The sequence below is a fragment of the Streptomyces sp. NPDC102279 genome (genome assembly GCF_044766365.1).
In the GTDB taxonomy this organism is placed as follows: Bacteria; Actinomycetota; Actinomycetes; order Streptomycetales; family Streptomycetaceae; genus Streptomyces.
Map to the genome: position 1 here is coordinate 713,583 of NZ_JBIWLU010000002.1, position 24,231 is coordinate 737,813.

Annotated in this window: 21 protein-coding genes, 1 tRNA gene, 1 pseudogene and 1 riboswitch; of the genes and pseudogenes, 5 read left to right on the top strand and 18 right to left on the bottom strand. The window is 72.2% G+C overall.

Features of this window, described 5'->3' with window-relative positions:
- Positions 1-42: 42 nt before the first annotated feature.
- Positions 43-1,896, bottom strand: a complete 1,854-nt coding sequence (locus ACIRQH_RS06585) for an ABC transporter ATP-binding protein (RefSeq protein ID WP_388879760.1) — start codon at positions 1,894-1,896, stop codon at positions 43-45.
- Between the two features lie 274 nt (positions 1,897-2,170).
- Positions 2,171-2,244: transfer RNA gene (locus ACIRQH_RS06590), tRNA-Pro, on the bottom strand.
- 178 nt (positions 2,245-2,422) lie between these two features.
- Between ACIRQH_RS06590 and ACIRQH_RS06595 the strand changes: the two genes are divergently transcribed.
- Both ACIRQH_RS06595 and ACIRQH_RS06600 read left to right on the top strand, forming a co-directional pair.
- Complete coding sequence (locus ACIRQH_RS06595) at positions 2,423-3,124, top strand: transketolase (protein ID WP_388935980.1); 702 nt, start codon at positions 2,423-2,425, stop codon at positions 3,122-3,124.
- A gap of 146 nt (positions 3,125-3,270) precedes the next feature.
- Positions 3,271-4,182 carry a transketolase family protein gene (locus tag ACIRQH_RS06600; protein ID WP_388879757.1) on the top strand — a complete coding sequence of 304 codons (912 nt, stop codon included), beginning with the start codon at positions 3,271-3,273 and terminating at the stop codon, positions 4,180-4,182.
- A gap of 58 nt (positions 4,183-4,240) precedes the next feature.
- Here ACIRQH_RS06600 and ACIRQH_RS06605 read toward each other — a convergent pair whose 3' ends face one another.
- The 13 genes and pseudogenes from ACIRQH_RS06605 to ACIRQH_RS06665 form a co-directional block, all read right to left on the bottom strand.
- Positions 4,241-5,587 carry an MFS transporter gene (locus ACIRQH_RS06605; protein WP_404224571.1) on the bottom strand — a complete coding sequence of 449 codons (1,347 nt, stop codon included), beginning with the start codon at positions 5,585-5,587 and terminating at the stop codon, positions 4,241-4,243.
- A gap of 252 nt (positions 5,588-5,839) precedes the next feature.
- The gene (locus ACIRQH_RS06610; protein ID WP_388879754.1) at positions 5,840-6,199 is read right to left on the bottom strand and encodes an MmcQ/YjbR family DNA-binding protein; all 360 of its coding nucleotides are present in this window, start codon (positions 6,197-6,199) and stop codon (positions 5,840-5,842) included.
- Between the two features lie 50 nt (positions 6,200-6,249).
- Entirely contained in the window at positions 6,250-6,816 is a 567-nt protein-coding gene (locus ACIRQH_RS06615; RefSeq protein WP_388935994.1) for a GNAT family N-acetyltransferase, read from the bottom strand.
- 11 nt (positions 6,817-6,827) lie between these two features.
- On the bottom strand, positions 6,828-7,409 hold the full coding sequence (locus tag ACIRQH_RS06620; RefSeq protein WP_388879748.1) for a helix-turn-helix domain-containing protein: 582 nt from the start codon (positions 7,407-7,409) through the stop codon (positions 6,828-6,830).
- Between the two features lie 37 nt (positions 7,410-7,446).
- Positions 7,447-8,352 carry a LysR family transcriptional regulator gene (locus ACIRQH_RS06625; protein WP_388879745.1) on the bottom strand — a complete coding sequence of 302 codons (906 nt, stop codon included), beginning with the start codon at positions 8,350-8,352 and terminating at the stop codon, positions 7,447-7,449.
- A 144-nt stretch (positions 8,353-8,496) separates the two neighbouring features.
- Positions 8,497-9,693, bottom strand: coding sequence for a glycine C-acetyltransferase (locus ACIRQH_RS06630; RefSeq protein WP_358817843.1), 1,197 nt, complete (start codon positions 9,691-9,693; stop codon positions 8,497-8,499).
- A 19-nt stretch (positions 9,694-9,712) separates the two neighbouring features.
- Positions 9,713-10,741: an L-threonine 3-dehydrogenase gene (gene tdh / locus ACIRQH_RS06635; protein ID WP_404224520.1), complete on the bottom strand. Its 1,029-nt coding sequence runs from the start codon at positions 10,739-10,741 to the stop codon at positions 9,713-9,715.
- Between the two features lie 317 nt (positions 10,742-11,058).
- Positions 11,059-11,646: a GAF domain-containing protein gene (locus tag ACIRQH_RS06640; protein ID WP_388879739.1), complete on the bottom strand. Its 588-nt coding sequence runs from the start codon at positions 11,644-11,646 to the stop codon at positions 11,059-11,061.
- On the bottom strand, positions 11,643-12,242 hold the full coding sequence (locus tag ACIRQH_RS06645; RefSeq protein WP_355870952.1) for an ATP/GTP-binding protein: 600 nt from the start codon (positions 12,240-12,242) through the stop codon (positions 11,643-11,645). The genes ACIRQH_RS06640 and ACIRQH_RS06645 overlap by 4 nt, the downstream gene beginning before the upstream one ends.
- Positions 12,220-12,591, bottom strand: coding sequence for a DUF742 domain-containing protein (locus ACIRQH_RS06650; protein WP_081220443.1), 372 nt, complete (start codon positions 12,589-12,591; stop codon positions 12,220-12,222). The genes ACIRQH_RS06645 and ACIRQH_RS06650 overlap by 23 nt, the downstream gene beginning before the upstream one ends.
- 2 nt (positions 12,592-12,593) lie before the next feature.
- Positions 12,594-13,028, bottom strand: coding sequence for a roadblock/LC7 domain-containing protein (locus tag ACIRQH_RS06655; RefSeq protein ID WP_358817811.1), 435 nt, complete (start codon positions 13,026-13,028; stop codon positions 12,594-12,596).
- 662 nt (positions 13,029-13,690) lie between these two features.
- Positions 13,691-15,505, bottom strand: a pseudogene (locus tag ACIRQH_RS06660) (ATP-binding protein); the annotation flags it as partial.
- A 346-nt stretch (positions 15,506-15,851) separates the two neighbouring features.
- A complete protein-coding gene (locus tag ACIRQH_RS06665) occupies positions 15,852-17,069 on the bottom strand; it encodes an MBL fold metallo-hydrolase (RefSeq protein ID WP_388879736.1) in 1,218 nt (405 codons plus the stop codon).
- A 348-nt stretch (positions 17,070-17,417) separates the two neighbouring features.
- On the opposite strand from ACIRQH_RS06665, the gene ACIRQH_RS06670 reads away from it, so the two are divergent.
- The 3 genes from ACIRQH_RS06670 (at position 17,418) to ACIRQH_RS06680 (ending at position 19,549) form a co-directional block, all read left to right on the top strand.
- Positions 17,418-18,596: a Glu/Leu/Phe/Val dehydrogenase dimerization domain-containing protein gene (locus ACIRQH_RS06670; RefSeq protein ID WP_404224523.1), complete on the top strand. Its 1,179-nt coding sequence runs from the start codon at positions 17,418-17,420 to the stop codon at positions 18,594-18,596.
- Between the two features lie 49 nt (positions 18,597-18,645).
- Positions 18,646-19,266, top strand: a complete 621-nt coding sequence (locus tag ACIRQH_RS06675; protein WP_358817815.1) for a TetR family transcriptional regulator C-terminal domain-containing protein — start codon at positions 18,646-18,648, stop codon at positions 19,264-19,266.
- Between the two features lie 79 nt (positions 19,267-19,345).
- On the top strand, positions 19,346-19,549 hold the full coding sequence (locus ACIRQH_RS06680; RefSeq protein WP_388879730.1) for a hypothetical protein: 204 nt from the start codon (positions 19,346-19,348) through the stop codon (positions 19,547-19,549).
- An 81-nt stretch (positions 19,550-19,630) separates the two neighbouring features.
- Here ACIRQH_RS06680 and ACIRQH_RS06685 read toward each other — a convergent pair whose 3' ends face one another.
- The 3 genes from ACIRQH_RS06685 to ACIRQH_RS06695 form a co-directional block, all read right to left on the bottom strand.
- Entirely contained in the window at positions 19,631-20,416 is a 786-nt protein-coding gene (locus ACIRQH_RS06685; RefSeq protein ID WP_358817844.1) for an SGNH/GDSL hydrolase family protein, read from the bottom strand.
- Positions 20,417-20,698: 282 nt separating this feature from the next.
- Positions 20,699-21,628, bottom strand: a complete 930-nt coding sequence (locus ACIRQH_RS06690) for a peptidoglycan DD-metalloendopeptidase family protein (protein WP_388879727.1) — start codon at positions 21,626-21,628, stop codon at positions 20,699-20,701.
- A 4-nt stretch (positions 21,629-21,632) separates the two neighbouring features.
- Positions 21,633-21,790, bottom strand: a riboswitch (cyclic di-AMP (ydaO/yuaA leader).
- Positions 21,791-22,090: 300 nt separating this feature from the next.
- Positions 22,091-24,163 (bottom strand): alpha-galactosidase, encoded by a 2,073-nt coding sequence (locus ACIRQH_RS06695; protein ID WP_404224526.1) that lies wholly within the window; start codon positions 24,161-24,163, stop codon positions 22,091-22,093.
- Between the last annotated feature and the right edge of the window lie 68 nt (positions 24,164-24,231).

Below are 24,231 nucleotides of genomic sequence, written 5' to 3' on the forward strand. Positions count from 1 at the left end.
CCGAGCCCTGTTGGCTCCCGAACGCCCCCGGCCGCCTCGTGTTCAGCGGCGTTCGGCCGGTACGGTGCCGGCCTCGGCCGGTGCGCCCAGGTCGGCGGGAGCCGGGCCGTCGTCGATGAAGCCGCCCGACTGGTGGCGCCACAGCTTGGCGTAGGCGCCTTCGGACGCGAGCAGTTCCTGGTGGGTGCCCTGTTCGACGATGCGCCCGTGGTCGAGGACGACGAGCCGGTCCATGGTGGCGACCGTGCTCAGCCGGTGCGCCACCACCAGCGCCGTGCGCCGCTCCATGAGCCGCCACAGCGCCTCCTGGACGAGGATCTCGCTCTCGGAGTCCAGGGCGCTGGTCGCCTCGTCGAGCAGCAGGATCGGCGCGTCCCGCAGGATCGCCCGGGCGAGGGCGACCCGCTGGCGCTGCCCGCCCGACAGCTTGATGCCCCGCTCCCCCACCATCGTGTCGAAGCCCTCGGGCAGGGCGTCGGCGAACTCGGTGACGTGTGCCGCCCCGGCCGCGCGGCGGATCTCGGCGTCGGTGGCTTCCGGGCGGGCGAAGGCGATGTTGTCCCGCAGGGTGCGGTGGAACATCGCGGGGTCCTGCGGCACGTAGGCGATCAGGCTGCGCAGGTCCGCCTGGCGCAGCCTGCTGATGTCCTGGCCGCCGATCAGGATGCGGCCCGCGTCGATGTCCGTCATCCGCAGCAGCAGCCGGGTGAGCGTGGTCTTGCCGCCCCCGGACCGGCCGACCAGTCCGACCTTCGCGCCGCTCGGCACCTCCAGTTCGAGCCCCGCGAACAGCGGCTTCGCCCCTCCGTGCGTGAAGTTCACCCGCTCGAAGCGGACGTCGGCGGCCCGGGACCGCAGCGGCTCCGGCGCGACCGGGTCGAGCACGGTCGGCGGCGTCAGCAACAGCTCGGTGAACTGCGCCGCCTCCGTCATCGAGCTCTCCAGACGCCGGTAGATCTGGTTGAACTCGAACATGATCCGGGTCGCGTTGGCGTAGTACGTGAAGGCGACGACGACGGCCTCCACACCGTGCCCGCCCCCGGCCAGCGCGACCGCGAGCAGCAGGCCGAGCGCGTTGGTCAGCACCGACATCGGCGCGACCAGGGTGTCGATGCGCAGGTTGCCGTAGTCCCAGGACCGCAGGGTGAGCCGGCGGGACGCGGCGACCCGCGAGCGGTGCTCGGCCGCCTCCCGCTCCTCCGCCGCGAAGGCGCGGACGGTGTCCATGTTCATCAGGCTGTCGGCGACATGACCGGAGACCCGGGCGATGGCCTCCTCGCGCTGCGCGACGATGGCCTGCCGGCGGCGGATGAGCGGCACCACGCACAGCCCCGTCACCGTGATCATCGCCAGCAGTCCGACCACGAGCAGCGGCTCGTAGCGCCACAGGACGACCGAACCGAACAACAGAGGCACGAAGCTGCCGACGACCTGGAAGGTCATCGTGTCGACGAAGTCCTCGAAACGGGAGGCGAAACTCAGCACCCGCTTGGTCAGCGACCCGGCGAAGTTGTCGTGGAAGAACGACGCGTCCTTCGCGAACAGTTCGTCCATGCCGATCACGTAGAGGTGCTCGATGCCGAGGGCGTCCAGGCGGTTGAGACAGTGCAGGCCGAGCCGCCACAGGGCCTCGGCGAGCAGCAGCACGCCGCCGAATCCGAGGACGTACGGCATGGCCGTACCGACGGAGACGGTCCTGTCCTCGGCGATGCGCCCCACGAGCTTGGCGACGATGAGCGGCGCGACGTAGTTGATGCCGATGTTGCCCAGCGCGGGCAGCAGCAGGGCGGGCCCCGTCAGCCTGCGGAGCCGGCGCAGCTCCCGTCCGTAGTGGCGGAGGGCGAGGAGCACCGAGCCCCTGCCGGGTAACGCCCCGCGCGATTCAGGTGAAGTCATCCCCAACCCCGTGTCGTCGTGGGCAGCCCTGTCAGCGCGTCTGCGGGGGAGCTGCCGGTGCGTGAAAGGACCGTGCTCAGTGCGGTACGGGCCGGCCGGCCGCTTCAGTGTCCCGTGGCGGCCTCAAGGCGGTCCACGCGTTTTTCTCGGCCACCGGGGCACGGCCCGGCGCTGCGGGGCCGCGCGGAGGGGAGAGCGTGCGACGGCGCGCGGATACGCCGAAGGCCGCTTCCTCATCGCTGAGAAAACGGCCTTCGGACCACGACTCTTCGAGTCGGGACGACAGGATTTGAACCTGCGACCCCTTGACCCCCAGTCAAGTGCGCTACCAAGCTGCGCCACGTCCCGCTGCCCGTCTGACCTGGGGTTTCCCCTGGTTGGACGTGCACGGAAACAATACCGCACTCGTACCCGTGGTCGCGCACCCGTTTTGCGCGGGGCGGTCGCACGAGGGCGTCCGAAAACGTTCGGGAGATCCTCGTCCGCACTTGACCTGAAGTTTGGTTGAGGTTGCACGATCGGCTCCATGACGATCACCGCGAAGCACAGCCACACCTACGCCGACCTGCCCCGACTCATGGCCCTGATGACGGGCGACGAGAAGCACGGCCCGGCGGCGACCTCCACGCTGGACGCGCTGTGGGTCCTCTACGACCGGGTTCTGCGCGTGAGTCCCGGTGGGACGGACGACCTGGGACGTGACCGGTTCCTCCTGTCCAAGGGGCACGGTCCGATGGCCTACTACGCGGTGCTCGCGGCGAAGGGCTTCCTGCCGGTGGAGTGGCTTCCCGGCTTCGGCTCCTACGACTCGCCGCTCGGGCACCATCCGGACCGGCTGCTGGTGCCCGGCGCCGAGATCGGCAGCGGGTCGCTCGGCCACGGACTGCCGATCGCGGTCGGGACGGCGCTCGGGCTGCGCGCGCAGGGGCTCGACGATCCGCGGGTGTGGGTGCTGATCGGCGACGCGGAGCTGGACGAGGGCAGCAACCACGAGGCGATCGCGTACGCGGGACCGGCCGGGCTGGACCGGCTGCACACCGTCGTGATCGACAACTCCTCGGCCAGTCACGCCCGCCCGGGCGGGATCGCGGCCCGGTTCGAGGCGGCCGGCTGGTCCGCCGCCACCGTGGACGGCCGCGATCACCAGGCCCTGTACGCGGCCTTCACGGCCGCGCATCCGGGCCGGCCGCGGGTGGTCGTGGCACAGGTCGAACCGAAGAACCCGTGACCGGGCCGGCACCGGCGATCCCTCGCCCCTCTCCCTCGCAGCCCCTCCCTCCGCACCCGGCCTCTGCACTGCACCCCCGCACCCCGCGGGCAGCAGTCGGCCATCGGCAAACGCCACCTCATCGCCCCCGGAAAGGACCCGCACTCATGGACACCATGCGTGACCGTTTCGCCCCTGTCGTCTCGCGACTGCTCGACGAGGACCCGCGCGTCGCCGTCGTGCTCGCCGAGATCGGCGCGGACGGCTTCGCCGAGGCCCGGCACAGGCATCCGGACCGGGTGATCAACGTCGGCATCCGGGAGCAGTTGCTGATCGGAACGGGCGCGGGACTGGCGCTGACCGGCCTGCGCCCCGTCGTGCACACCTTCGCGAGCTTCCTGGTGGAGCGGCCCTTCGAGCAGGTGAAGCTGGACCTCGGGCACCAGGACGCGGGCGCCGTCCTGGTCAGCGCCGCGGCCTCCTTCGACTGGCCCGCGGGCGGCTTCACGCACATGGCGCCGGGCGACGTGGCTCTGCTGGACACCCTCGACGGCTGGACCGTGCACGTTCCGGGGCACCCCGACGAGGCGGAGACGCTGCTGCGGCACGCCGTCGCCGCCGGGGACGACAAGGTGTACGTCCGGCTGTCCGTCCAGGCGAACGCGCGCCCGCTCGGGGTCGACGGATCCCGTTTCCGCACCGTCCGGGAGGGGCGCGAGGGCGTGGTGGTCGCCGTCGGACCGATGCTCGACGCCGTGCTCGCGGCGACCGAGGGACGCGACGTGACCGTGCTCTACGCGACCACGGTCCGCCCCTTCGACGCCGCCGCGCTGCGCGGCGCCACCGAGGCGGCAGGCACCGATGTCGTCCTGGTCGAGCCCTACTTGGCCGGCACCTCGACGGCCGCCGCGGGTGACGCCCTCGTCGACGTGCCCCACCGAGTCCTCGGTCTCGGCGTCGGCCGCCGTGAACTGCGGCGCTACGGGACGATGGAGGAGCACCTGGTCGCGCACGGTCTGGACGCCCGGTCCTTGCGGGAGCGGATCGACGCCTTCCTCGCGGTCCGCGTGCGGGTCTGAGACGCCGGTCGTCCGCCGCCCGCGCTCGGGCCGGTCGCTGCGCCCGGCCGGCCCGGCGTCACTCCTTCCGGGCCGGTGCGGCGAGGGCGGCGGCCCCGAGCCGGGGCACGGGGCCCTCGACACGGACCAGCTCTCGGATCGCCGGCACCGAGAGCAGGGCCGCGGCCACGACGAGGCTCATGACCCCGCCGATGAGCAGGACGCGGTCGGCGCCGAGCGCGGCGGCCGCGGGTCCCGCGAGCGCCTGTCCGACGGGCATCATCGCCAGGGAGCCGGCGACGTCGTAGGCGTGGATGCGGTTGAGGACGTCCGGTGCGACCTGCGTCTGCACGCTGGTCGCCCACATGACGCCCCAGACGGACATCCCCGCGCCGGCTATCACCGCTCCGGCGCAGATGGCCCCCACGCCCAGCCCGGCGCCGACGGAGGCGGGGAAGCACGCGAAGGCGAAGAGGGCGAACGAACCCGCGCGCAGCATGCGGCGCGGACGCAGGCGCAGTGCGACGAGCCCGCCGATGACGGTGCCCGCGCCGAGCGCGGAGTTGATCAGCCCGTAGGCGCGCGGGCCGTGCTGCTGGACCACCTCGGTCGCGACCAGGGGGACGGTCGGACCCCAGACGGCGATCATGTAGACGCACCAGATGACGATGACGCCCCACAGCCAGGTGCGGGCTCTGAACTCCCGCCAGCCCTCGACGAGATCGGCGCGGAAGCCGGCGCCGTGCGTCCGGCTACCGGGAGCGGCCGGCGGCAGGCGGAGCAGCACCAGGCACAGGGCGCTGAGCGCGAAGGTGGCCGCGTGGGCCACGAAGACCCCGCCGGCGGAGGCGAAGGCGACGAGCAGGCCGGCGAGGGCCGGGCCGCCGAGCTGCGCGCCGGACTCGGCGATGCGGATGGCGCCGTTCGCCGCCTGCACATCGGCGGCGAGGCGCGGCACGGTGCTCGCGACACCGGGCTGGAAGACCGCGCCCGCGACGCCGTTGACGGCGCCGATCACGCAGATCTGCCAGAGGACGACGTGGTCGGTGAAGAAGAGCGCCGCCGCGATGGACTGCGTCACGAGCCGCACAAGGTCGGCACCGATCATCAGCTTGCGGGTGCTGAACCGGTCGGCGATCACGCCGCCGAAGATGACCAGTCCGGCGAAGGAGGCGACCGACGCGGCCATGGCGAGCCCGACGGCGCCCACCCCGTACCCGTACTGGAGGAGTCCGGCGGCGAGGGCCACCGGCAGCATGGTGTCGCCGAGCCGGGCGAGGGCCCGGGCGACGAAGAAGAGGGCGAAGTCGCGCGACCAGACGGACCGTGGCGGCCGGTCGGCAACGATGTCGGCCCGGAGCGCGCCGGCGCCCGAGGAACCCTGAACGCCGACCTGCTTCTCAGGAAGCTCACTTGACGACGGCAGCCCGCCCCGTGACGGTTCGTGGACGTCTCGCAACGCCGGGGGCGACGCGCCCCACTCCTCGGTGGCACGCCCCTGCGCCACGCGGCCCGACGGCCCCGCGCACCGCGGCTCCTCACCCGATGACGTCCTGGTCATCCTGCTCACACCCCTCCCCCGGCCCATGCCCCACGACTCCCCCACGAAGTCGTCCGCCCCGCACCCCACTCCTGTTTCCGGATCATGCCACGGGGCACCGACAACGCCGGAGGCATTTCAGTCGGCGGACGGGCGCCCCAACTCGGTGTGGGCCTCGATCAGTCGGGGCGGGGCCGCCTGGCGCCAGGAGTCGGCGAGGATGTCGCGGAGTTCGTCGTCGTCCTCCAGCGCGGAGAGCCGGGCGCGGACCCAGGCGAAACCGGCCTCGTGGTCGGCGATCCAGAACTTGTCCGGCTCGGCCAGGACCAGTTCGTCGCGCTCTTCCTTCGGACAGCGCACGGCGATGGAGGTCTCGGCCTCGGGCATCGTGGCGAACATCTTCCCCGCGACCCGGAACGTGGGCATGCTCCAGGCGATCTTCTCCGTCGTGTCCGGCAGAGAGAGGGCGATCCGTCGTACGTCTTCGGCATCCGGCATGGGACGCACGCTAGCCAACGGCACTGACATCGACGGGCAGAAGCACCACGTCAGAGGGCGGTCGTGCGGGGACCCGCCGGACGGGCGCCGCCCGCGGCGTCCGCTTCCAGCCGCTTGTAGAAGATGGTCGTCGGACGCAGCTCGCCCGTCGGCGTCGCGGCGTAGTCGGGGATCGCCCCGAGGCGGGTCCAGCCGGCCGAGAGGTAGAGGGACTCGGCGGGACTGTCCGTCTCGGTATCCAGGTGGAGGAGGGTGACGCCCGCCGCGGCGGCCCCGGTCTCCGCGGTCATCAGGAGCGTACGGCCGAGTCCCTGACCGCGGCCGTCCCGGTGCACCATGAGTTTGACGAGTTCCGCGCGATGGCGGCTGTTGGGCTTGTCCGGGCGGACGAGGCTCACGGTGCCGAGCAGCCGGTCGGCGCGACGGGCCGTCCAGACGTCGAGGTGGCCCGCCGCGACTGCGGTCGCGCGCTCCTGCCACCAGGCGGCGGCGTCCGCCCCATCGAGCGGCGCGAGGAACCCGATCGAGGCGCCGCCGGCCACGGTGTCGGTGAGCAGATCGGCCAACTCGACGGCCTCCGAGAGGAGTTCGGCCGCGGTGAGCCGGGACACGGTGATCGCGGGGCCGGTCACGGGAGCACCACCGCCAGCGCGTACCGCACGCCCTCGGGTCCGGGGCAGCGAAAGCGCGTCGGACCCCACACCCGCAGCCGGAGACAGTCTCCGGGGCCGAGCCGGTGCTCCACGTCCTGCGCGCTCACGTCGAGCGATCCGTCGAGGACCCAGATGTGCTGCTCCAGACCGGGCACGGGAGGCCGGTCGTAGGCGATGTCGGCGCCGGCCGCGAGCCTCCCCTCGACCAGTTCGCCCCGCAGTCCGGCGTGCGGCGGCGACACCGACCGCCGCTCGAAGCCGGAGGCCCGGTCCGTCCAGACCGCCTGGTCCGCGGCGCGGACCAGCAGCGCCGGTTCCGCCTCGACCTCGCTCAGCAGCTGGGACATGGTCCGCCCGTACACATGGCAGAGACGGTTCAGGAGGGAGGCCGTAGGGCTGATCTCGGCACGCTCGGCGCGGGAGAGGGTCGAGCGGCTGATGCCGCTGCGTTCCGCCAACTCGCCCAGCGGCCAGCCCCGTTCGGCTCTCAGCTCGGCCAGTCGGGCCCCGAGCCGGACATCGACCGCGTCGACCGTGTCGACCTCATCGCTTCCCATATCCGGGATACTATCCCATATTCGGGAACTCGCGATCTCAGTCGACCGTCGCCGCGTGCGTCAGCGCCTCCAGTACGGGCCGGATCAGCGGGTGGCCCTCCGCGCCGCGGCGGACGGCGGCGAAGACGCGGCGGGTGGGCGCGACACCGTCGACGGGGCGGACGACGACGCCCGTGAGTTCCATGCCGCGCAGCGCCGAGCGGGGCACCAGGGCGACACCGGCGTCGGCGGCGGCGAGGGCGACGACGGCGCGGAAGTCGTCCGAGGAGTGTTCGAGTCGCGGCTGGAACCCGGCGTTCTCGCAGGCCAGGACGACCACGTCATGGCAGGGGTTGCCCGGGTAGGGGCCGATCCACGGATCCTTGGCCAGTTCGGCGAGCGGCACCTCCTCGGCGTCGGCCAGCCGGTGCGTGACCGGGACGACCGCGTCGAAGGGTTCGGCGTAGAGCGGCACGTGCGTCAGACGCGGGTCGTCCGCGTCCGGCGCCCCCCGGTATTCGACGGCCACCGCGATGTCGACCTGCCGGTCGAGCACCATGGGCAGGCTGGCGTCCCCCTCGGCGTCCTGGACCCGGAGACGGATTCCGGGGGCGGCGACGGCGAGGCGGGACAGGGCGGGGCCCACGACCAGGCCGATGCCGGTGGCGAAGGAGGCCACCGTGACCGTCCCGGCCGACCCCGAGCTGTACGCGGCCAACTCGGCTTCCGCCCGCTCCAGTTGTGCGAGGACGGCGTTGGTGTGGCTGAGCAGGATCTCTCCGGCGGGTGTCAGCCGCACGCCCTTGGCGCCGCGCTCGACGAGCCGGTGGCCCGTCTCCTGCTCCAGGGCGGTCAGCTGCTGCGAGACCGCCGAGGGGGTGAGATACAGCGCGGCGGCTGCCGCTGTCACCGTGCGGTGGTCGGCCACCGCACGGAGGATGTGGAGCCGCCGCGCTTCGATCATGTGACCGATTCTCTCAGGTCACGCGGGTTTTCCGGTCATCGGGCGGACCGGAGCCCGGCAGGTGTGCGGGACTCCGAGGGGGCCGTCGCCCCACGCTCCCGGAGTGGCTTCCGCCATCCCGGGACCGCGGGGCGCGTACCCGCGTCAGGCGGCGTCGAGTTCCGTCCGCGCCGACACGAAGGCGTCCACGACACGGTTGACGTCCTCGGTGGAGTGCCCGGCGGACAGCTGCACCCGGATACGGGCCTTCCCCTGCGGGACGACCGGGTACGAGAATCCGATCACGTACACGCCGCGCTCCAGGAGCAGCTCCGCCATCCGGCCGGCGACGGAGGCGTCACCGATCATGACGGGCGCGATGGCGTGGTCGCCCGGGAGGATGTCGAAGCCCTCCGCGGTCATCCGGGAGCGGAACAGGGCGGTGTTCTCGGCGAGCCGCACCCGCAGGTCGTCGGCGGACTCCAGCAGGTCGAGGACCTTCAGGGAGGCCGCGGCGATCACCGGGGCGAGGGTGTTCGAGAAGAGGTACGGGCGGGACCGCTGGCGCAGCAGGGCGACGATCTCGGCGCGGGCGGCGGCGTAACCGCCGGAGGCGCCGCCGAGAGCCTTGCCGAGGGTGCCCGTGATGATGTCGACCCGGTCCATGACGCCGTGCAGCTCGGGGGTGCCGCGGCCGCCGGGGCCGACGAAGCCGACAGCGTGCGAGTCGTCGACCATGACCATGGCGTCGTAGCGGTCCGCGAGGTCGCAGATCTCCTTGAGGGGGGCGACGTAGCCGTCCATGGAGAACACGCCGTCCGTGACGATCAGCCGGCGGCGCGCGTCGGAGGCCTCCTTGAGCTGCGTCTCCAGGTCGGCCATGTCGCGGTTGGCGTACCGGAAGCGGCGGGCCTTGGAGAGGCGGATGCCGTCGATGATCGAGGCGTGGTTGAGGGCGTCGGAGATGACCGCGTCCTCGGCACCGAGCAGGGTCTCGAAGACACCGCCGTTGGCGTCGAAGCAGGAGGAGTAGAGGATCGTGTCCTCCTGGCCGAGGAACGCGGACAGCCGCGCCTCCAGCTCCTTGTGCACCTCCTGCGTACCGCAGATGAAGCGCACGGAGGCCATGCCGTAGCCCCAGCGGTCGAGGGCCTCGTGGGCGGCGGCGACGACCTCGGGGTGGTCGGCGAGACCGAGGTAGTTGTTCGCGCAGAAGTTCAGGACCTCACCGGGGCGGCCGCCCGCGGTGACGCTCACGGTCGCGGACTGCGGACTGCCGATGACCCGCTCGGGCTTGTACAGGCCGGCGGCGCTGATCTCTTCGAGGGTGGTGCGCAGGTCGTCACGGACGGAGTCGAACATCATCAGTTCCTTAGAGTCCTCAGAGGGTCCAGTCGAGGATGACCTTGCCGCCACGGCCGCTGGCGGCGTCGGCGAACGCGTCCTCGTAGTCGCGGAATCCGTACCGCCCGGTGATCACGGGGGCGAGGTCGAGGCCGCCCTCCAGCAGGACCGACATCGCGTACCACGTCTCGAACATCTCGCGGCCGTAGATGCCCTTGATCGTGATCATGGAGGTGACGATCCGGGACCAGTCGACCGGGAACTCCTGGGCGGGCAGGCCCAGCATCGCGATCCGACCGCCGTGCGTCATGTTGGCGATCATGTCGCGCATGGCCTCGGGGCGGCCAGACATTTCCAGGCCGATGTCGAAGCCCTCGCGCAGGCCGAGGGTGCGCTGGCCGTCCGCGATCGTCGAGCCCGCGACGTTGAGCGCGAGGCTGACCCCTATCTTGCGGGCCAGTTCGAGGCGCTCCTCGCTGACGTCGGTGATGACGACGTTGCGGGCGCCCGCGTGACGGGCCACGGCGGCGGCCATCAGGCCGATCGGTCCGGCTCCGGTGATCAGGACGTCCTCGCCGACCAGCGGGAAGGACAGGGCCGTGTGGACGGCGTTGCCGAACGGGTCGAAGATCGCGGCGACATCGAGGTCGACCGGGACCCGGTGCACCCACACGTTGGCGGCGGGCAGCACGACGTACTCGGCGAACGCGCCGTCGCGGCCGACGCCGAGGCCGACCGTGGCACGGCAGAGGTGGCGGCGTCCGGCGAGGCAGTTGCGGCACTTGCCGCAGACGAGGTGGCCCTCACCGCTGACCCGGTCGCCGATGTTGATGTCGGCGACGTCGCGGCCGGTCTCGACGACCTCACCGACGAACTCGTGGCCGAGGACGAGCGGCGTCGTGATGGCCTGCTGCGCCCAGCCGTCCCAGTTGCGGATGTGCAGGTCGGTGCCGCAGATGCCGGTCCTGAGGACCTTGATCAGCACGTCGCCGGCGCCTGCCTGCGGCTCGGGGACGTCCGTGAGCCAGAGCCCGGGCTCCGCCTTCTCCTTGACCAGCGCCTTCACGCGACCGCTCCTGTGGGTGAGGTCCCGGGAAAAGGCGCGCCGAAGGCAGCCCGTGCCGGGGAGAGGGGTGAATTCCCTGAGGAATCTGCCCTACGACGGTACCTCCGGTCCATCGAGGATTTCTTAAGCGCGGCCCCAGCTTTCCTTCACGCCCGGGATTTCCCCGGCCCCTTTTCCGCCCTTCCGCGTTTCCCTCTCCTCGACTTCCCGGCGCCCGGAATCCGCTTTTCGGCCCGGTCCCACCGGGGCTCGTCACCTGCGTCGAGGTCGGGCCGGGGGCCGCCGGTGGGCCGACGCACCGCGTCCCGGCCTCGACGTCAGAAGCCCGGGTCCCCTTCCCGCCGTTCGAGTTGTCCGGCCAGTTCCGCCGCCATCGACTTGATGGTCTCCAGGCCCGCTTTTCCCCACGGCCGCGGTTCGACGTCCTCGACACAGATGGTGCCGAGGGCGATACCGGTGCTGTCGATCAGCGGAGCGCCCAGATACGAGCGCACGCCGATCTCGTCGACGAGCGGATTGCCGGCGAATCGCGGATAGTCGCGGACGTCCTCCAGGACGAGCGCCTTGCGGCGGACCACGACGTGCGGGCAGAAGCCGTACTCCCGGCCCATCCGGCGGCCCACCGGCCGCGCGTCGCCGTCCTCCGTCGTGGCACCGCCGGCCGCTCGGCCGCCCCGGTCCGGGGTGTGCAGGCCCGCGAAGAACTGCTGCTCCTCACCGATGAAGGTGACCTTCGAGTACGGGGCGGCCGCGACCTCCGCCAGTCGGGCCGCGAACGCGTCGAAGACCGGCTCGGCCCGCTCCCCCAGCCCGAGCCGGCGCAGCCGCCGCACCCGGGCGGGGGCGTCCTTGTCCTCCGGGGTGAGCAGCAGACGGCCGGACGGCCGGGGCGGGTCGTAGCTCATGTCCGCGCTCCCTGGCCCGGCGCGCGGACCGGCGCGTGGGCGAGCAGGTGTCGGACCAGGGTGAGCAGGGTCTGCACGCCCGAACTGGAGATCCGCGCGTCGCAGGGCACGACCGGGATCTCGGGGTCGAGGTCGATGGCCGCGCGGACCTCGTCGGGGCTGTAGCGGTGCGAGCCGTCGAACTCGTTCACCGCGACGATGAAGCCGAGGCCGCGCTGTTCGAAGAAGTCGACCGCCGCGAAGCAGTCCTCCAGCCGGCGCGTGTCCGCGAGGATCACCGCGCCGAGCGCGCCCTCGGAGAGTTCGTCCCACATGAACCAGAACCGCTCCTGTCCGGGGGTGCCGAACAGGTAGAGCACGTGTTCCGGGTCGAGGGTTATCCGGCCGAAGTCCATGGCGACGGTCGTCTCGACCTTGTTCTCGATGCCGTCGAGGTTGTCGGTCGCGGCGCTGACCGTGGTGAGCAGTTCCTCCGTGCTGAGCGGCGCGATCTCGCTCACCGCGCCGACAAAGGTCGTCTTGCCGACTCCGAACCCGCCCGCCACCAAGATCTTCAGTGCGGTGGGGAACGGGTCAGAGCTGTCGTCGTAGTCCATCGAGCACTGCCTCCAGAAGAGACCGGTCAGTGGGGTTGTGGTGGAACTCCGGGGGCTTCGTGGTGAGCACCCCGCAGTCGACGAGGTCGGACAGCAGCACCTTGGTGACCGCCGCCGGCAGCTTCAGGTGGGCGGCGATCTCCGCGACGGAGACCGGTGCCCTGCACCGTTCCAGTGCCTGGCTGTGCTCGGGCCCCAGGTAGCCGAGGGGTGTGGCTCCGGTGGCCCTGACCTGCGAGAGGAGGTCGAGAGCGGTCGACGGCCGGGTCCGGCCGTTGCTGACGGTGTAGGGGCGCACCAGGCGCCCCGCCGCATCGTCGAGCCAGGGCCCGTCGCCGGCCGTGGCCACGCTCACGACCTCATCGCCGGGGTGTCGACGGCGTGCCGGCGGGGCGCGGTGACCAGGTAGGGCCGCACGCTCTTGACGAGCATCGCCATCTCGTAGCCCAGCACCGCGGCGTCCGCCTCGCGGCCTGCGAGCACGGCGAGACAGGTGCCGGAGCCGGCCGTGGTGACGAACAGCAGCGTCGAGTCGAGTTCGACGACGACCTGCCGGACGTCGCCGCCGTCCCCGAAGCGCGCGCCCGCACTGCGCCCGAGGGAGTAGAGGCCGGACGCCAGCGCCGCCATGTGGTCGGCGCTGTCCGGGTCCAGGCCGTGGACCGACTTCACGAGCCCGTCGCAGGAGAGCAGCACGGCGCTCGTGGTGTGGGGTACGCGCTGGACGAGGCCGCTCATCAGCCAGTCGAGGTCGGAAACGTGGCCGGTCGGCGCATCGCTCGCCATGGGGGATCGACTCCTTGAGGTACGAAGGTCCGCGGGAGCGGTGGGGGGCGGTGTGGGGGCGGTCGTGGGGGTGGTCATCCGGCCGGTGCGCTCCCGTCGTGCCGGCCGGTGCGGTCGTGTCCGGGCGCGCTGTCCCGGTTCTCGTGCGGCGACGGCGCGTACGTGGTGTGCGCGTCGCCCGTGTACGGCGTCGGGGTCCCGTTCGTCAGGGGTACGCCGGCCGAGTCGGTTCCGTCGGAGGAGGCGCCCGGCGACGGCGTCCCGTCGGCGCGGGTGGGCCCGTCCGTGCGGAGCACCTCCAGGCGCGGCCGGTGCGGGAGCGGGCCGCCCGACACCGGACCGGCCAGATCGTCGTGGCCCGTGCCGACCGGGCTCATGCCGTCGTGACCGACAGCGGTGTTGCCCAGATCCCCGCGGTCGAGACCGTCGGGGGCGGGTTCGCCGTGGCCGCGCTCGCCGTGGCCGGCGGAGAAGTCGTCCAGGTGGCGCGGAACCATGGGGGCCGGCTCTCCCCGGCCCCTCATCCCGTGGTCCTGCTCCAGGAGGCCATCGCCGAGGTGGTCGATGCCGGCTCGGGGCAGGTCCGGGCCGCCGCCGTTCGTCGGCGGCAGCAGGTCCGCGCGGCCCGCGTCCATGGGGCCGCGGACCGGCGCGGCCGACGGACCGGCCGGTGCCTGATCCATCGGGCCCAGGGGTGCGCTCGGGCCGCCCGCCACCCGGGCGTGGGCGGCCTCCGCGAGTCCGATACCGCGCTGGAAGGCGGCCATGAGACCCGGGTCGTGCCCGACGACGTCCGCCGTTTCCTGCCGGGGCGTGGGGCCCTCACGCAGTTGCGGGACGAGATGTTCCTGGGCGCGCCGCTTGGGCAGGTGGGGCCTGCCCATGGTGCCCCGCACGGCGCCCGCACGAGGGGTCGGCGGCATGCCCGCGTTCTCCGCCGCGGCGATCCGGTCCGCGGGCCGGATGCCGGGGACGGCCTCGGCGGGGTTGGGACGTCCGGCGCGGCTGGCGCGGGTGGGGAGCGGTGCGGGACCGCCGCCCGGCGCCGACCCCGGCACGTACCCCGGCTCCTGCTCCCGTGGCGGGACCCGCGGGGGCGTCTCTCCCTGCGTGAGTTCCCGCTGCGCCTGGCGCGGTACGGGCGCCACCGGGCGGCCCGCGGGTGCGACGGGCATGTGCCCCGGTACCGACTGCGGGGGCCGGGCTCCGCCGGGCGGCAACTGTCCGCCGCCCGTCTCCCGCCGGCCTGCGGCGTCCCCGGGAACACCGGGCGCCGAGCCCAACAGCTCCTGCGGGACGACGAGTACGGCCTGCACGCCTCCGTAGATGTTGCTCTGGAGCCGTACGTGGATGCCGTGCCGGCGGGCGAGCTGCGAGACGACGAACAGACCGATGCGCCCGTCCTGCAGCAGGCTGGCGACGTTGACCTGGTCGGGGTCGGTGAGCAGGGCGTTCATCTTGTTCTGCTCACCCGGCTGCATGCCGAGCCCGCGGTCCTCGACCTCGATGGCCAGTCCCGAGGTGACGAGGTTGACGCGCAGCAGGACCTGGGTGTGCGGGGCGGAGAACACCGTGGCGTTCTCGACGAGTTCGGCGAGCAGGTGGATCACGTCGGCGACCGCGTGGCCGCGCACGGTGCCGTCGATCGGGGGCACGAGCTTCACCCGCGAGTACTGCTCCACCTCGGCGATCGCGGAGCGCAGCACCTCGGTCATGGGGACGGGGTTGCTCCACTGGCGGCGCGAGACGGCGCCGCCGAGCACGGCCAGGTTCTCGGCGTGACGCCTGATGCGGGTGGCGAGGTGGTCGACGTGGAAGAGCCCCTTGAGGAGATCGGGGTCCTCGATCTCGTTCTCCAGCTCGTCGAGGATGGAGATCTCCCGGTGCACCAGGGACTGCAGGCGCCGGGCGAGATTGACGAAGACCTCGACCTTCTGGTCGCTGCCCGTGTGGCCGGAGAGCCGCGCGGCCTGGACGACGGCGGCGACGGCCCCGTCGTGGGCGCGGGACATGTCGGCGGCGAGCAGTTCGAAGTCGTCGGCGTCCGCGGGAGGCTGCCGGCGGGACTTGCGCGCGGGCGGGTTCTCCCCGCGCCGCAGGCCCTCGACGACCGTGTGCAGGTCGGCCTCGGTGCGGGCACTGGCGCGGCGCAGGGCGCCTATGCGCTCCCCCACGGACAGGGCGGCGCGGTCCGCGGCGACGGCGGCGATCAGGATGCCGGCCATGGCGACGGCCACGGCTCCGGCCAGGACCGCCCACAGGGCGGGGCCGGGCCGGGCACCCGTGGAGCGGACGGTGAACAGGACGACCGCGCACGCGCTGAGGGCCACCGCCGTGGGCGGCAGGACCGCGAGGCGCAGCAGCTGGGGCCGCAGGTGCGTCTCGGGCGGTGAGGGCGTGGCGCGGGCGACGGGTCGCCCGTGTCGGCCGCCCTCACGGCGGTCTGCGCGTGCGGCCGGTGCGCGAAGGTGAGACATCGGCGTCCTCGTACTGGATGCGTCGGGGCACAGGGCTCCCGCGGGTCTGCGCGACTCGGGCATGCGCCATCGCGATGCCGGTCGACAGAGCCGAAGAATTCGGCCCTGTGTCGCCCGACGGCAACTGACAGTAGTCGCCAACGCATCAGCTGCGATGGGCTGTTGACAAACTCTCCCGGTCCGCGTCCCGCTCTGGTATGAGGCCTCGTACGGCTGACCGATAACCCTTCTGGACACCCGTTCGGACCGCGTCCGGATCCGATCGGAGCTGGTCAGAACCGGTCGCAAACAAAAGGCGAGGGCCGAGAAGCGTCGCGCTCCTCGGCCCTCGCCGTCGACGTGATCGTCAGCCCGCGGGCACCGCTTCCGGGTCTCCCGTGCCCTCCGTCGAGCTGTCGGCGGTGTCACCGGGTGTGGCGGCGGCCGCCTCCTCGACGACCGGCCAGCCGCCCTCGGGCGTGCGGGCGACCCCGCGCCACCACGGCTCGGAGGGAACGGTCCCGGCGGTGGGTTCGAAGGGCTCGCCGGGGCGCGGCAGCGCGACCGTCGCGCCGACCGCGCGGGCGGCGGCCACGGTGCCCTCGCCCGGGTCGGCCCAGGTGTGGTTCGCCAGGTTGAACGTAGCCCAGTGGATCGGCATCATCACGCCGGAGGGCTGCCCGCCCTGGAGGTCGAGGTGGGAGCGCATGCCCTCCTCGGGCGTCATGTGGATGTCGGGCCAGTACTCGCTGTACGCGCCGATCTGGATCATCGTGGCGTCGAACGGCCCGTGGGCGGCGCCGATGTCCTTGAAGCCCTGGAAGTAGCCCGTGTCACCGCTGTGGTAGATCCGGTGCGCGTCGCCCTCGACGACCCAGGAGGCCCACAGCGTCTGCTGGATGTTGCGCAGTCCGCGGCCGCAGAAGTGCCGGGCCGGCGTGGCCGTCAGGGTGATCCCGCCAACCTTGGCCGACTCGTTCCAGTCCAGCTCGCGCAGCCGGTCCGCGGAGACGCCCCAGCGCTCCAGATGGGCGCCGACGCCGAGCGGGACGGCGAACACCGTGTCCGTGCCGGCCAGGGCCTTGATCGTGGGCATGTCGAGGTGGTCGTAGTGGTCGTGGGAGATCACCACGACGTCGACCGGGCCGAGCGCGGCCAGCGGCAGGGGCACCGGGTGCAGCCGCTTGGGGCCGACGAAGGCGAAGGGGGAACAGCGCTCGCCCCAGACGGGGTCGAAGAGCACGCGGTGCCCGTCGATCTCGGCGAGGACGCTGGAATGCCCCATCCAGGTGAGCCGGAGGCCGGTCGCGGCGGGCCTGGCCAGCTCGGCGACCGTCGTCGGGTGCACGGGGACGGTCCCCGCCGGGGAGCGGTGGAGGCGCTCCTCCTTGCGGAAGTAGACCTTCGCGAACTCCAGCATCGAGCCGTCGGGGCGGGTGCGGGCGGTCTCCGGGTTCTGGAAGACACCGTCCGCGAAGTTCGGTGATCTGTGCATGCGCTCCATGCGCGCACCGCCGGGATCCGCGCCGAAGGCGGCGGGCCGCAGCGAGCGGAGCCCGGAGCTCAGGGTACGGAAACCGGTCACGGGTACCTCCAGAAGGAGTCGGTCAGGCTTTCATTATGGTCGTCGCCTCTGACGGCGCCGCGTCGCCCCGGTCACGACGCGATGTCCGCCCGTCCGGGTCTGTGTCTGGTCAACCCCGGCATGGCCCCGCTTCTTCCGTCCGCGGGGAAGGTTCTCGCCGCCGCAACCCGGCGGGCGGCGCCGCCCGCCCCTCCCGACGCCCGGCCTTTGGGCACCCGAGTGCGTTGACAGGACGACGCACCGGTTTCGATACTGAACCATGGTTCAGTACTGATCCGGGTTTCCCGTACGGAAGCACCGCCCCTTCGCCCGCGCACCACCGTGACAGCCGTTCCCCGAGGAGACCCGATGACCACCCCCCTCATGTCGCTCACCTGGACGGACCACGTCACCGGCCGCCAGGGCTTCCTCGTCGTCGACCGGCTCGTCCGCGGCGTCGCGAGCGGGGGCCTGCGGATGCGGCCGGGCTGCACGCTGGAGGAGGTCACCGGACTCGCCCGGGGGATGACCATGAAGGAGGCGCTGCACTACGACCCGGACGGCCGGTACATCCCGCTGGGCGGCGCCAAGGGCGGCATCGACTGCGATCCCCAGGACCCCCGGGCGTACGACCTGCTCGTGCGCTACCTGCGGGCGATGCGTCCGTACATCGAGTCCTTCTGGACGACCGGCGAGGATCTCGGCCTCTCCCAGGACCTGGTCGACCGGGCGGCCGAGGAGGCCGGGCTCGTCTCGTCCATCCAGGCGGTCTACCCGCTCCTCGACGACGAGACGGCGGCCCGGCGACGGCTCGCGGACGCGTTCGCGGTCGAGGTCGACGGCATCGGCCTCGACGAACTGGCCGGCGGCTGCGGCGTCGCCGAGTCGGTGCTCGCCGCGCTGGACCGGGCGGGGGTCGCGTACGCGGGGACGCGGGTCGCCGTCCAGGGGCTCGGCACGATGGGCGGGGCCACGGCACGGTTCCTCACCCGCGCCGGCCTGAAGGTGGTGGCCGTCGCCGACGTCAAGGGGACCCTCGCGAACCCGGACGGCCTCGACGTCGAGGCGCTGCTCGCGGCACGGGACGCGTACGGGACCGTCGATCGCGCCGCGCTGCGCCCGGGCGACCGTGAACTCCCGGGCGACGCCTGGCTGTCCGCCGACGCGGAGGTGCTGGTGCCCGCCGCGGTCTCGTACGCCGTCGACGCGGCGAACCAGGCTGGAATCAGGGCGCGTTGGGTGGTCGAGGCGGCGAACATGCCGGTCCTGGCGGACGCGGAGGAGCTGCTGGCGGCTCGTGGGGTCGTCGTCCTGCCGGACGTGGTGGTCAACTCCGGTACGAACGCCTGGTGGTGGTGGACGCTCTTCGGCGACATCGGCTCCGACGCGGACGAGGCGTTCGCCCACATCCGCCGATCCATGCGCGCCCTGATCGACCAGACGCTCGCCCGCGCGGAGGCCGACGGGACGACACCGCGGGCCGCCGCACACGCCATCGTCACCGACCGGCTGCCGGTCATCGCGGAGCGGTTCGGCTGGTACCGATGACGCGAACTCGTGTCCGACCACAGGGGGCGGGGCTGTGTAGGGTTGCCGCGTGGCGAGAGTGCGGTTGAGCGTGGCGGAGCGGCGCGAGGAGTTGCTGCGGGCCGCCGTGGAACAGATCGAGGCGCGGGGCGTGGCGGCGGTACGGATCGCCGACGTGGCCTCGTCCCTCGGCGTCAGCAACGCGCTCGTCCTCTACCACTTCTCGACGAAGGAGAAGCTGGTCGCGGCGGCGTTCACCTACGCGGCCGAGGACGACCTCGCCCACCTGCGCAAACTGCTCGGCCGCCGCACGACCGCGCTGCGGCGTCTGCGGACCGCCGTCCGCTGGTACGCCCCCACCGGCCAGGCCAAGGGCTGGCGCCTGTGGATCGAGGGCTGGGCGGCCGCACTGCGCGAGCCGGCTCTGCTGGAGGTCACCCGCGACCTCGACCGCCAGTGGAAGGCGGCCCTCAGCGAAGTGATCGCCGAGGGCGTCGCCGCGGGCGAGTTCCACTGCCCCGACCCGTTCGGCGCGGCCCTGCGCCTCACCGCTCTCCTCGACGGCCTGGCCGTCCAGATGACCGCCTACGGCGGCACGGTCTCCCGAGCCCGGACCCAGCAATGGGCGGACGAGGCCCTGGCCCGCGAACTGGGCCTGGAGAGGGCCGAGTTGGTGGCGGGGGTGCGGTAGCGCCCAGAAACGGGCCTGTTCCCACGCGTCCGCACTCGCTGACGTCGAGTCGTCGGACGCACGCATCCCGGGGGCTCTCGTGGTCATCACGAAGTACGCCTTCGACGCAAAGCTGCACCCCGAGGGCACGGTGGGGAGGCGGGGCGGCTGTTCGTGGCACGGCGTGAACGCCTGTGCGGAGCATCCGACCAGCAGCTACGAGACGCCGAACGGGATGATGGCCGCGTGTCCGCGCGCCGAGCGCCAGATCGAAGATCTCTACGGGCGGCCAACACGTCGTTGACCAGGTACACCGTCGGAGTCCGCCGACAAGTCGGCCCCGGGCCCGAAGGGCCCGGGGCGCGGTGAACGGGGTGGTTCCCGGTCAGGCAACCGACTCGATGCGTGTCTTGATGTCGTCCGGGGAGAGCGCGCCCTTGGCGGCCACGTGATCTCCGGAGGACTCGCCGCGCAGGCGTCGGCCGATCCACGGGACGAGGTACTCGCGGGCCCAGTGGATGTTGTCGCGCCGCACCTCGAAGGTGCCGCGCGGCGGCAGCGGCGGCCAGGGCTGGTCCGGGTCCGCCGGCACCTCGAGGCCGAGCACCTGCCCGGCGCGCAGCGCCACCCGGGTGTGCCCCTCGGGCGAGAGGTGCAGCCGGTCACCGTCCCAGGCGCGGCGGTCCTGGATCGTCTTGAGGGACCACAGGTCGAGGACCGGACAGCCGTAGCGGTCTGCGATGGCCCGCACATGGCCGTTGTACGTGGCGATCTTGCCGCGCAGATGCTTGAGCACGGGCACGCCGCGGGTGTCGAAGCCGGTGGTCACCATGACCTTGCCGACGGCCGAGGTGAGGTCGGCGACGGCTCGCTCGAAGCGCTCCGCGACCTCGTCGGGGTCGGTGCCGGGCCGGATGATGTCGTTGCCGCCCGCGGAGAAGGAGACCAGGTCGGGGCCGAGCTCCTTGGCGCGCACGAGTTGGGTCTCGATGATCTGGTCGAGCAGTCTGCCGCGCACTGCGAGGTTGGTGTAGTCGAAGTCGCCCTCGGGTCGCCGGTCCGCCAGCAGAACCGCGAAGCGGTCCGCCCAACCGACGAAGGCCCCGTCGGGCCCCAGGTCGCCGACGCCCTCGGTGAAGCTGTCCCCCACCGCCACGTACGACCTGATCACTGATCTGTCGTCACTCTTCGAATCGTCTGCCACGTCGGCCCATGATTCACCTCCGGATGTGAGCTACGCGACCGTAGGGAAGGGTTGACGGCCGGTGAGATAAGCCACTCGTCAAGTGTTGGTCAACCGTGGAATAAGGCTCTCGTCAGGGCTGTTGGCGCTGCCACCGCGATGGGGGCCCCGGCGGACACGGCAACACACCGAAGGCCGGACCCCGGGGATCGTGGGGTCCGGCCTTCGGAGGCTGGCCTGCCGTCAGGAGCAGGTCGGGCGGAGGTGGCGTCAGCCGACGGCGACACCGTGCGAGCGCAGGTACGCGACCGGGTCGATGTCCGAGCCGTAGTCGGGCGTGGTGCGGATCTCGAAGTGCAGGTGCGGTCCGGTGACGTTGCCGGTCGCGCCGGAGAGGCCGATCTGCTGGCCCTCGGTCACGGCCTGGCCCGCCGAGACGGACAGGGACGACATGTGGGCGTACTGCGAGTACCGGCCGTCGGCGTGCTGGATGACGACCTGGTTGCCGTAGGCGCCGCCCCAGCCGGCGGAGACGACGGTGCCCGCGGCGATGGACTTGATGGTGGTGCCGGTCGGGACGACGAAGTCCGTGCCCGTGTGGTATCCGCTGGACCACATGCTGCCCGCCACCTTGTAGTTGGTGCCGATGGTGGCGCCGTCCACGGGGAGGGTGTAGCCCGAACTGTTGGTGGTGGCGGCCGTCTTGGTGGCGGTGCTCGCCGTGTCGGCCTTCTCGGCCGCGGGCTTCGCGGCGGCGGGCTTCGCAGCGGCGGGCTTCGCGGCGGCCGGCTTGGCGGCCGAGGGCTTCGCCGGGGCGGAGGCCTGCGGGGCGGAGGCCTTCGCGCCGAGGGACAGCTTCAGACCGGGGTGGATCAGCGACGGGTCGCTGCCGATGGCGGAGCGGTTGTCCGAGTAGATCTTCTTCCAGCCGCCGCTGACGTGCTGGGCGTCGGCGATCTTGGCGAGATAGTCGCCGGCCTTCACCGCGTACGTCTTCGACGTGCCTGCCTTCGCGGCGGCCGGGGCGACGGTCGCGGACTTCTCCGTGTGCTGCGTGACCGCGGAGGCCGGGGTGGCGGCGTGGGCGCCGGTGGCTCCCAGCAGCGGCAGCGCGAGTGCGGCGCCACCGGTTCCTGCCACGGCGATCGAGCGGGTGAAACGCAGGGACTTGGGACGGCGGTGCTTACCCTTCGCGGGCATGGCGTTTTCCTCTCCGGCGCCTGCGAGGTGAGCTGTCGGGTGCGGGCTGGAGATGCCCGGCCACGCGGCTGCATGGCTGTACCCCTAGCCTGTTCCGGAGACCGGACCAGGCGCGGAACCTGTGGGTCCCCCGCTCCTGCCGTGTACGGGTGAGTGCGGATTCCGGGCGGCGGCAGGATTGGGCGTCCGTCCGGATTGAGGCAGAACGTAAGCGAGATGCGAGCGCGCCGACAACTGTGTGCGGATTCTGTGTGCTCGCCTTTCTTGATCCATGCGGAATTCACCGTCACCCTCCGTGGAATGACGATCTTTCCGGGTTTTCAATCCGCCCGGAAACAAAGGCCGGTTACGAAATCCCGACGGCAACACATCGTCACGAATATGACGCTGCTCACGCGACCCGACTCACGTCGCCTTATTCCAGGGCCAGTTGCAATGAAGGCGCCATTTCGGACAGAACAGTCAGATGCGACGCAGGCGGATAACCGTCGCATCGAGATCGCCTCGCAGTCCGGCGTCCAGGCCGTGGTGCAGCAGCACCGCGCCACGGTGCACTTCGCCCGTTTCGACCCATTCGTACAAGCCCGCCGGGTCGAGCCCGCGCAACCTGACCGGGGCGGGCCGCACTCCGTGGTGCTGCGCCTGGAGCCAGGCGAGGACCACGGCCTCGTCGCCGAGCACGTACTGGACGGCGCTCAGGCCGCTCTCCGGGGGTCGCAGCCGGTAGAGGTCGCCCTGCTGCACGACCGGCCGGATCTCCTTGTACAGCTCGACCCAGTCCCGCGCCTCCGCCAGTTCCTCCGCGCTCCACCGGGTGAGATCGCCGCCGACGCCGAGGACCCCGGCCATGGCGCTCACGAAGCGGAAGCGCAGCGAGCTGACCCGGCCGTTGAGCAGGCTGTTCGGGCTGTCCGTGACCCAGGCGGCCATGACGCGGGCCGGATGGATCTGGCTGAAGCCGTGCTGGATGGCGAGCCGGTCGAGCGGGTCGGTGTTGTCGGAGGTCCACACCTGGTCGGTACGGGCCATGACACCGAGATCGATCCGGCCGCCGCCACCGGAGCACGACTCGAAGGCGACGCCGGGGTGCGCCGCGCGCAGCCGGTCGAGGAGGGCGTAGAAGGCCTCGACGTGGGCCACCCAGAGCTTCTGCGGATAGCGCTCGCCGGGCCAGCCCGCGTCCGTGAAGGAGCGGTTGAAGTCCCATTTCACGTAGTCGATCGGCGCGCCGGAGAGGAGGGTGTCGAGCCGCCCCCAGAGGTACTCCTGAACGTCCGGCCGAGCGAGGTTCAGTACGAGTTGATTGCGGAATTCCGTCCTGGTTCGCCCCGACTGGTACTGCACCCAGTCGGGATGCGCGCGGTAGAGGTCGCTGTCGGGGTTGACCATCTCGGGCTCGACCCAGATGCCGAACTCCATGCCGAGGGCGTGCACGTCGTCGGCGAGCGGCTTGAGCCCGGAGGGGAAGCGGTCCGGGTTGGGCGTCCAGTCCCCGAGTCCGGCGTGGGCGTCGGTGCGGGCCCCGAACCAGCCGTCGTCGACCACGAACAGCTCGACGCCCATCGCGGACGCGCGCCGGGCGAGCGCCCGCTGCTGCTCCTCCGAGATGTCGAAGGTGGTGGCCTCCCAGGAATTGAACAGCACCGGCCGGTCCCGCTCCGCGTCCGGGACGACGTACGTCCTCTGGTACGCGTGCCACGCCCGGCTCGCGCCGCCGAACCCGCCGTCGCTCCACAGCCCGGCGAAGACGGGCGTCGTGAAGGTCTCCCCCGGCCCGAGGCTCAGCAGCCCGGAGTCGTCGTGTCCCGGCCCGCCGGTGATCTGCACGCGCGCGTCGGGCAGTTGGGCGACGGAGATCCGCCAGGAGCCGGACCAGCCGAGCGCGCATCCGTACACCTCGCCGCTCTCCTCGGTGGCCTCACTGTCGAGGGCCACCCAGGGCAGGTGCTGGTGTCCGGTGTGGCCGCGGCGGCTGCCGATGATCTTCTCGCCGTAGGTGAGGGGCGAGCGCACCAGCCGGGACTCCGCGGCCCACCGGCCGTGCAGCTGGGACAGCCGCCAGCCGTCCCGCTCGGGAAGGGTCCAGGTCGCGGAGTCCGCGCGGAGCAGCTCCAGGCTCTCGCTTCCGCCGTTGGCGAGCGTGACACGGCGTTCGACGACGTCGCCGCGCAGCCGGTAGTGGAGGGTGATGCCGAGCCCGGCGTCGGAGAAGCGCAGCCGCAGCTCGTCCCCCTCGGTCACCGCGTCCTCGAAGCGCCATTCGGTGCCGCGGCGCTCCTCGGTCCGTACCGAGAGGGCGGGGCGGACGAAGCGGGGGCCGCCCTCGACGGGGTACTCCTCGCGCCCGTCGAGCGGGGAGTCGAAGGGCCGGTACGGCGGCGCCGGCCGGGCTGCGAGCGCCTCGGCGTCGGCGAGCGTGATCCGCGGGCCCCAGTGCAGGTGGAGCAGCTCGTCGCGTTCGGTGAGGTGCAGTGCGTAGCCGCTGGTCGTTCCGGTGAGGAGCCAGGTCCGGCCGGCCGCGCCGATCTCTATCATCAATCCCCCACAGATACGAACAGGTGCGATCAGGGATCAACATCATCGGGGCAGTCGTGGCCGCGAGG

Excerpts from the sequence above, each read along its gene's own strand:
- ACIRQH_RS06585 (WP_388879760.1), bottom strand. The coding sequence starts at position 1,896 with ATGACTTCACCTGAATCGCGCGGGGCGTTACCCGGCAGGGGCTCGGTG.
- ACIRQH_RS06595 (WP_388935980.1), top strand. The coding sequence starts at position 2,423 with ATGACGATCACCGCGAAGCACAGCCACACCTACGCCGACCTGCCCCGA.
- ACIRQH_RS06600 (WP_388879757.1), top strand. The coding sequence starts at position 3,271 with ATGGACACCATGCGTGACCGTTTCGCCCCTGTCGTCTCGCGACTGCTC.
- ACIRQH_RS06610 (WP_388879754.1), bottom strand. The coding sequence starts at position 6,199 with ATGCCGGATGCCGAAGACGTACGACGGATCGCCCTCTCTCTGCCGGAC.
- ACIRQH_RS06620 (WP_388879748.1), bottom strand. The coding sequence starts at position 7,409 with ATGGGAAGCGATGAGGTCGACACGGTCGACGCGGTCGATGTCCGGCTC.
- ACIRQH_RS06625 (WP_388879745.1), bottom strand. The coding sequence starts at position 8,352 with ATGATCGAAGCGCGGCGGCTCCACATCCTCCGTGCGGTGGCCGACCAC.
- ACIRQH_RS06630 (WP_358817843.1), bottom strand. The coding sequence starts at position 9,693 with ATGTTCGACTCCGTCCGTGACGACCTGCGCACCACCCTCGAAGAGATC.
- ACIRQH_RS06640 (WP_388879739.1), bottom strand. The coding sequence starts at position 11,646 with ATGAGCTACGACCCGCCCCGGCCGTCCGGCCGTCTGCTGCTCACCCCG.
- ACIRQH_RS06645 (WP_355870952.1), bottom strand. The coding sequence starts at position 12,242 with ATGGACTACGACGACAGCTCTGACCCGTTCCCCACCGCACTGAAGATC.
- ACIRQH_RS06655 (WP_358817811.1), bottom strand. The coding sequence starts at position 13,028 with ATGGCGAGCGATGCGCCGACCGGCCACGTTTCCGACCTCGACTGGCTG.
- ACIRQH_RS06670 (WP_404224523.1), top strand. The coding sequence starts at position 17,418 with ATGACCACCCCCCTCATGTCGCTCACCTGGACGGACCACGTCACCGGC.
- ACIRQH_RS06690 (WP_388879727.1), bottom strand. The coding sequence starts at position 21,628 with ATGCCCGCGAAGGGTAAGCACCGCCGTCCCAAGTCCCTGCGTTTCACC.
- ACIRQH_RS06695 (WP_404224526.1), bottom strand. The coding sequence starts at position 24,163 with ATGATAGAGATCGGCGCGGCCGGCCGGACCTGGCTCCTCACCGGAACG.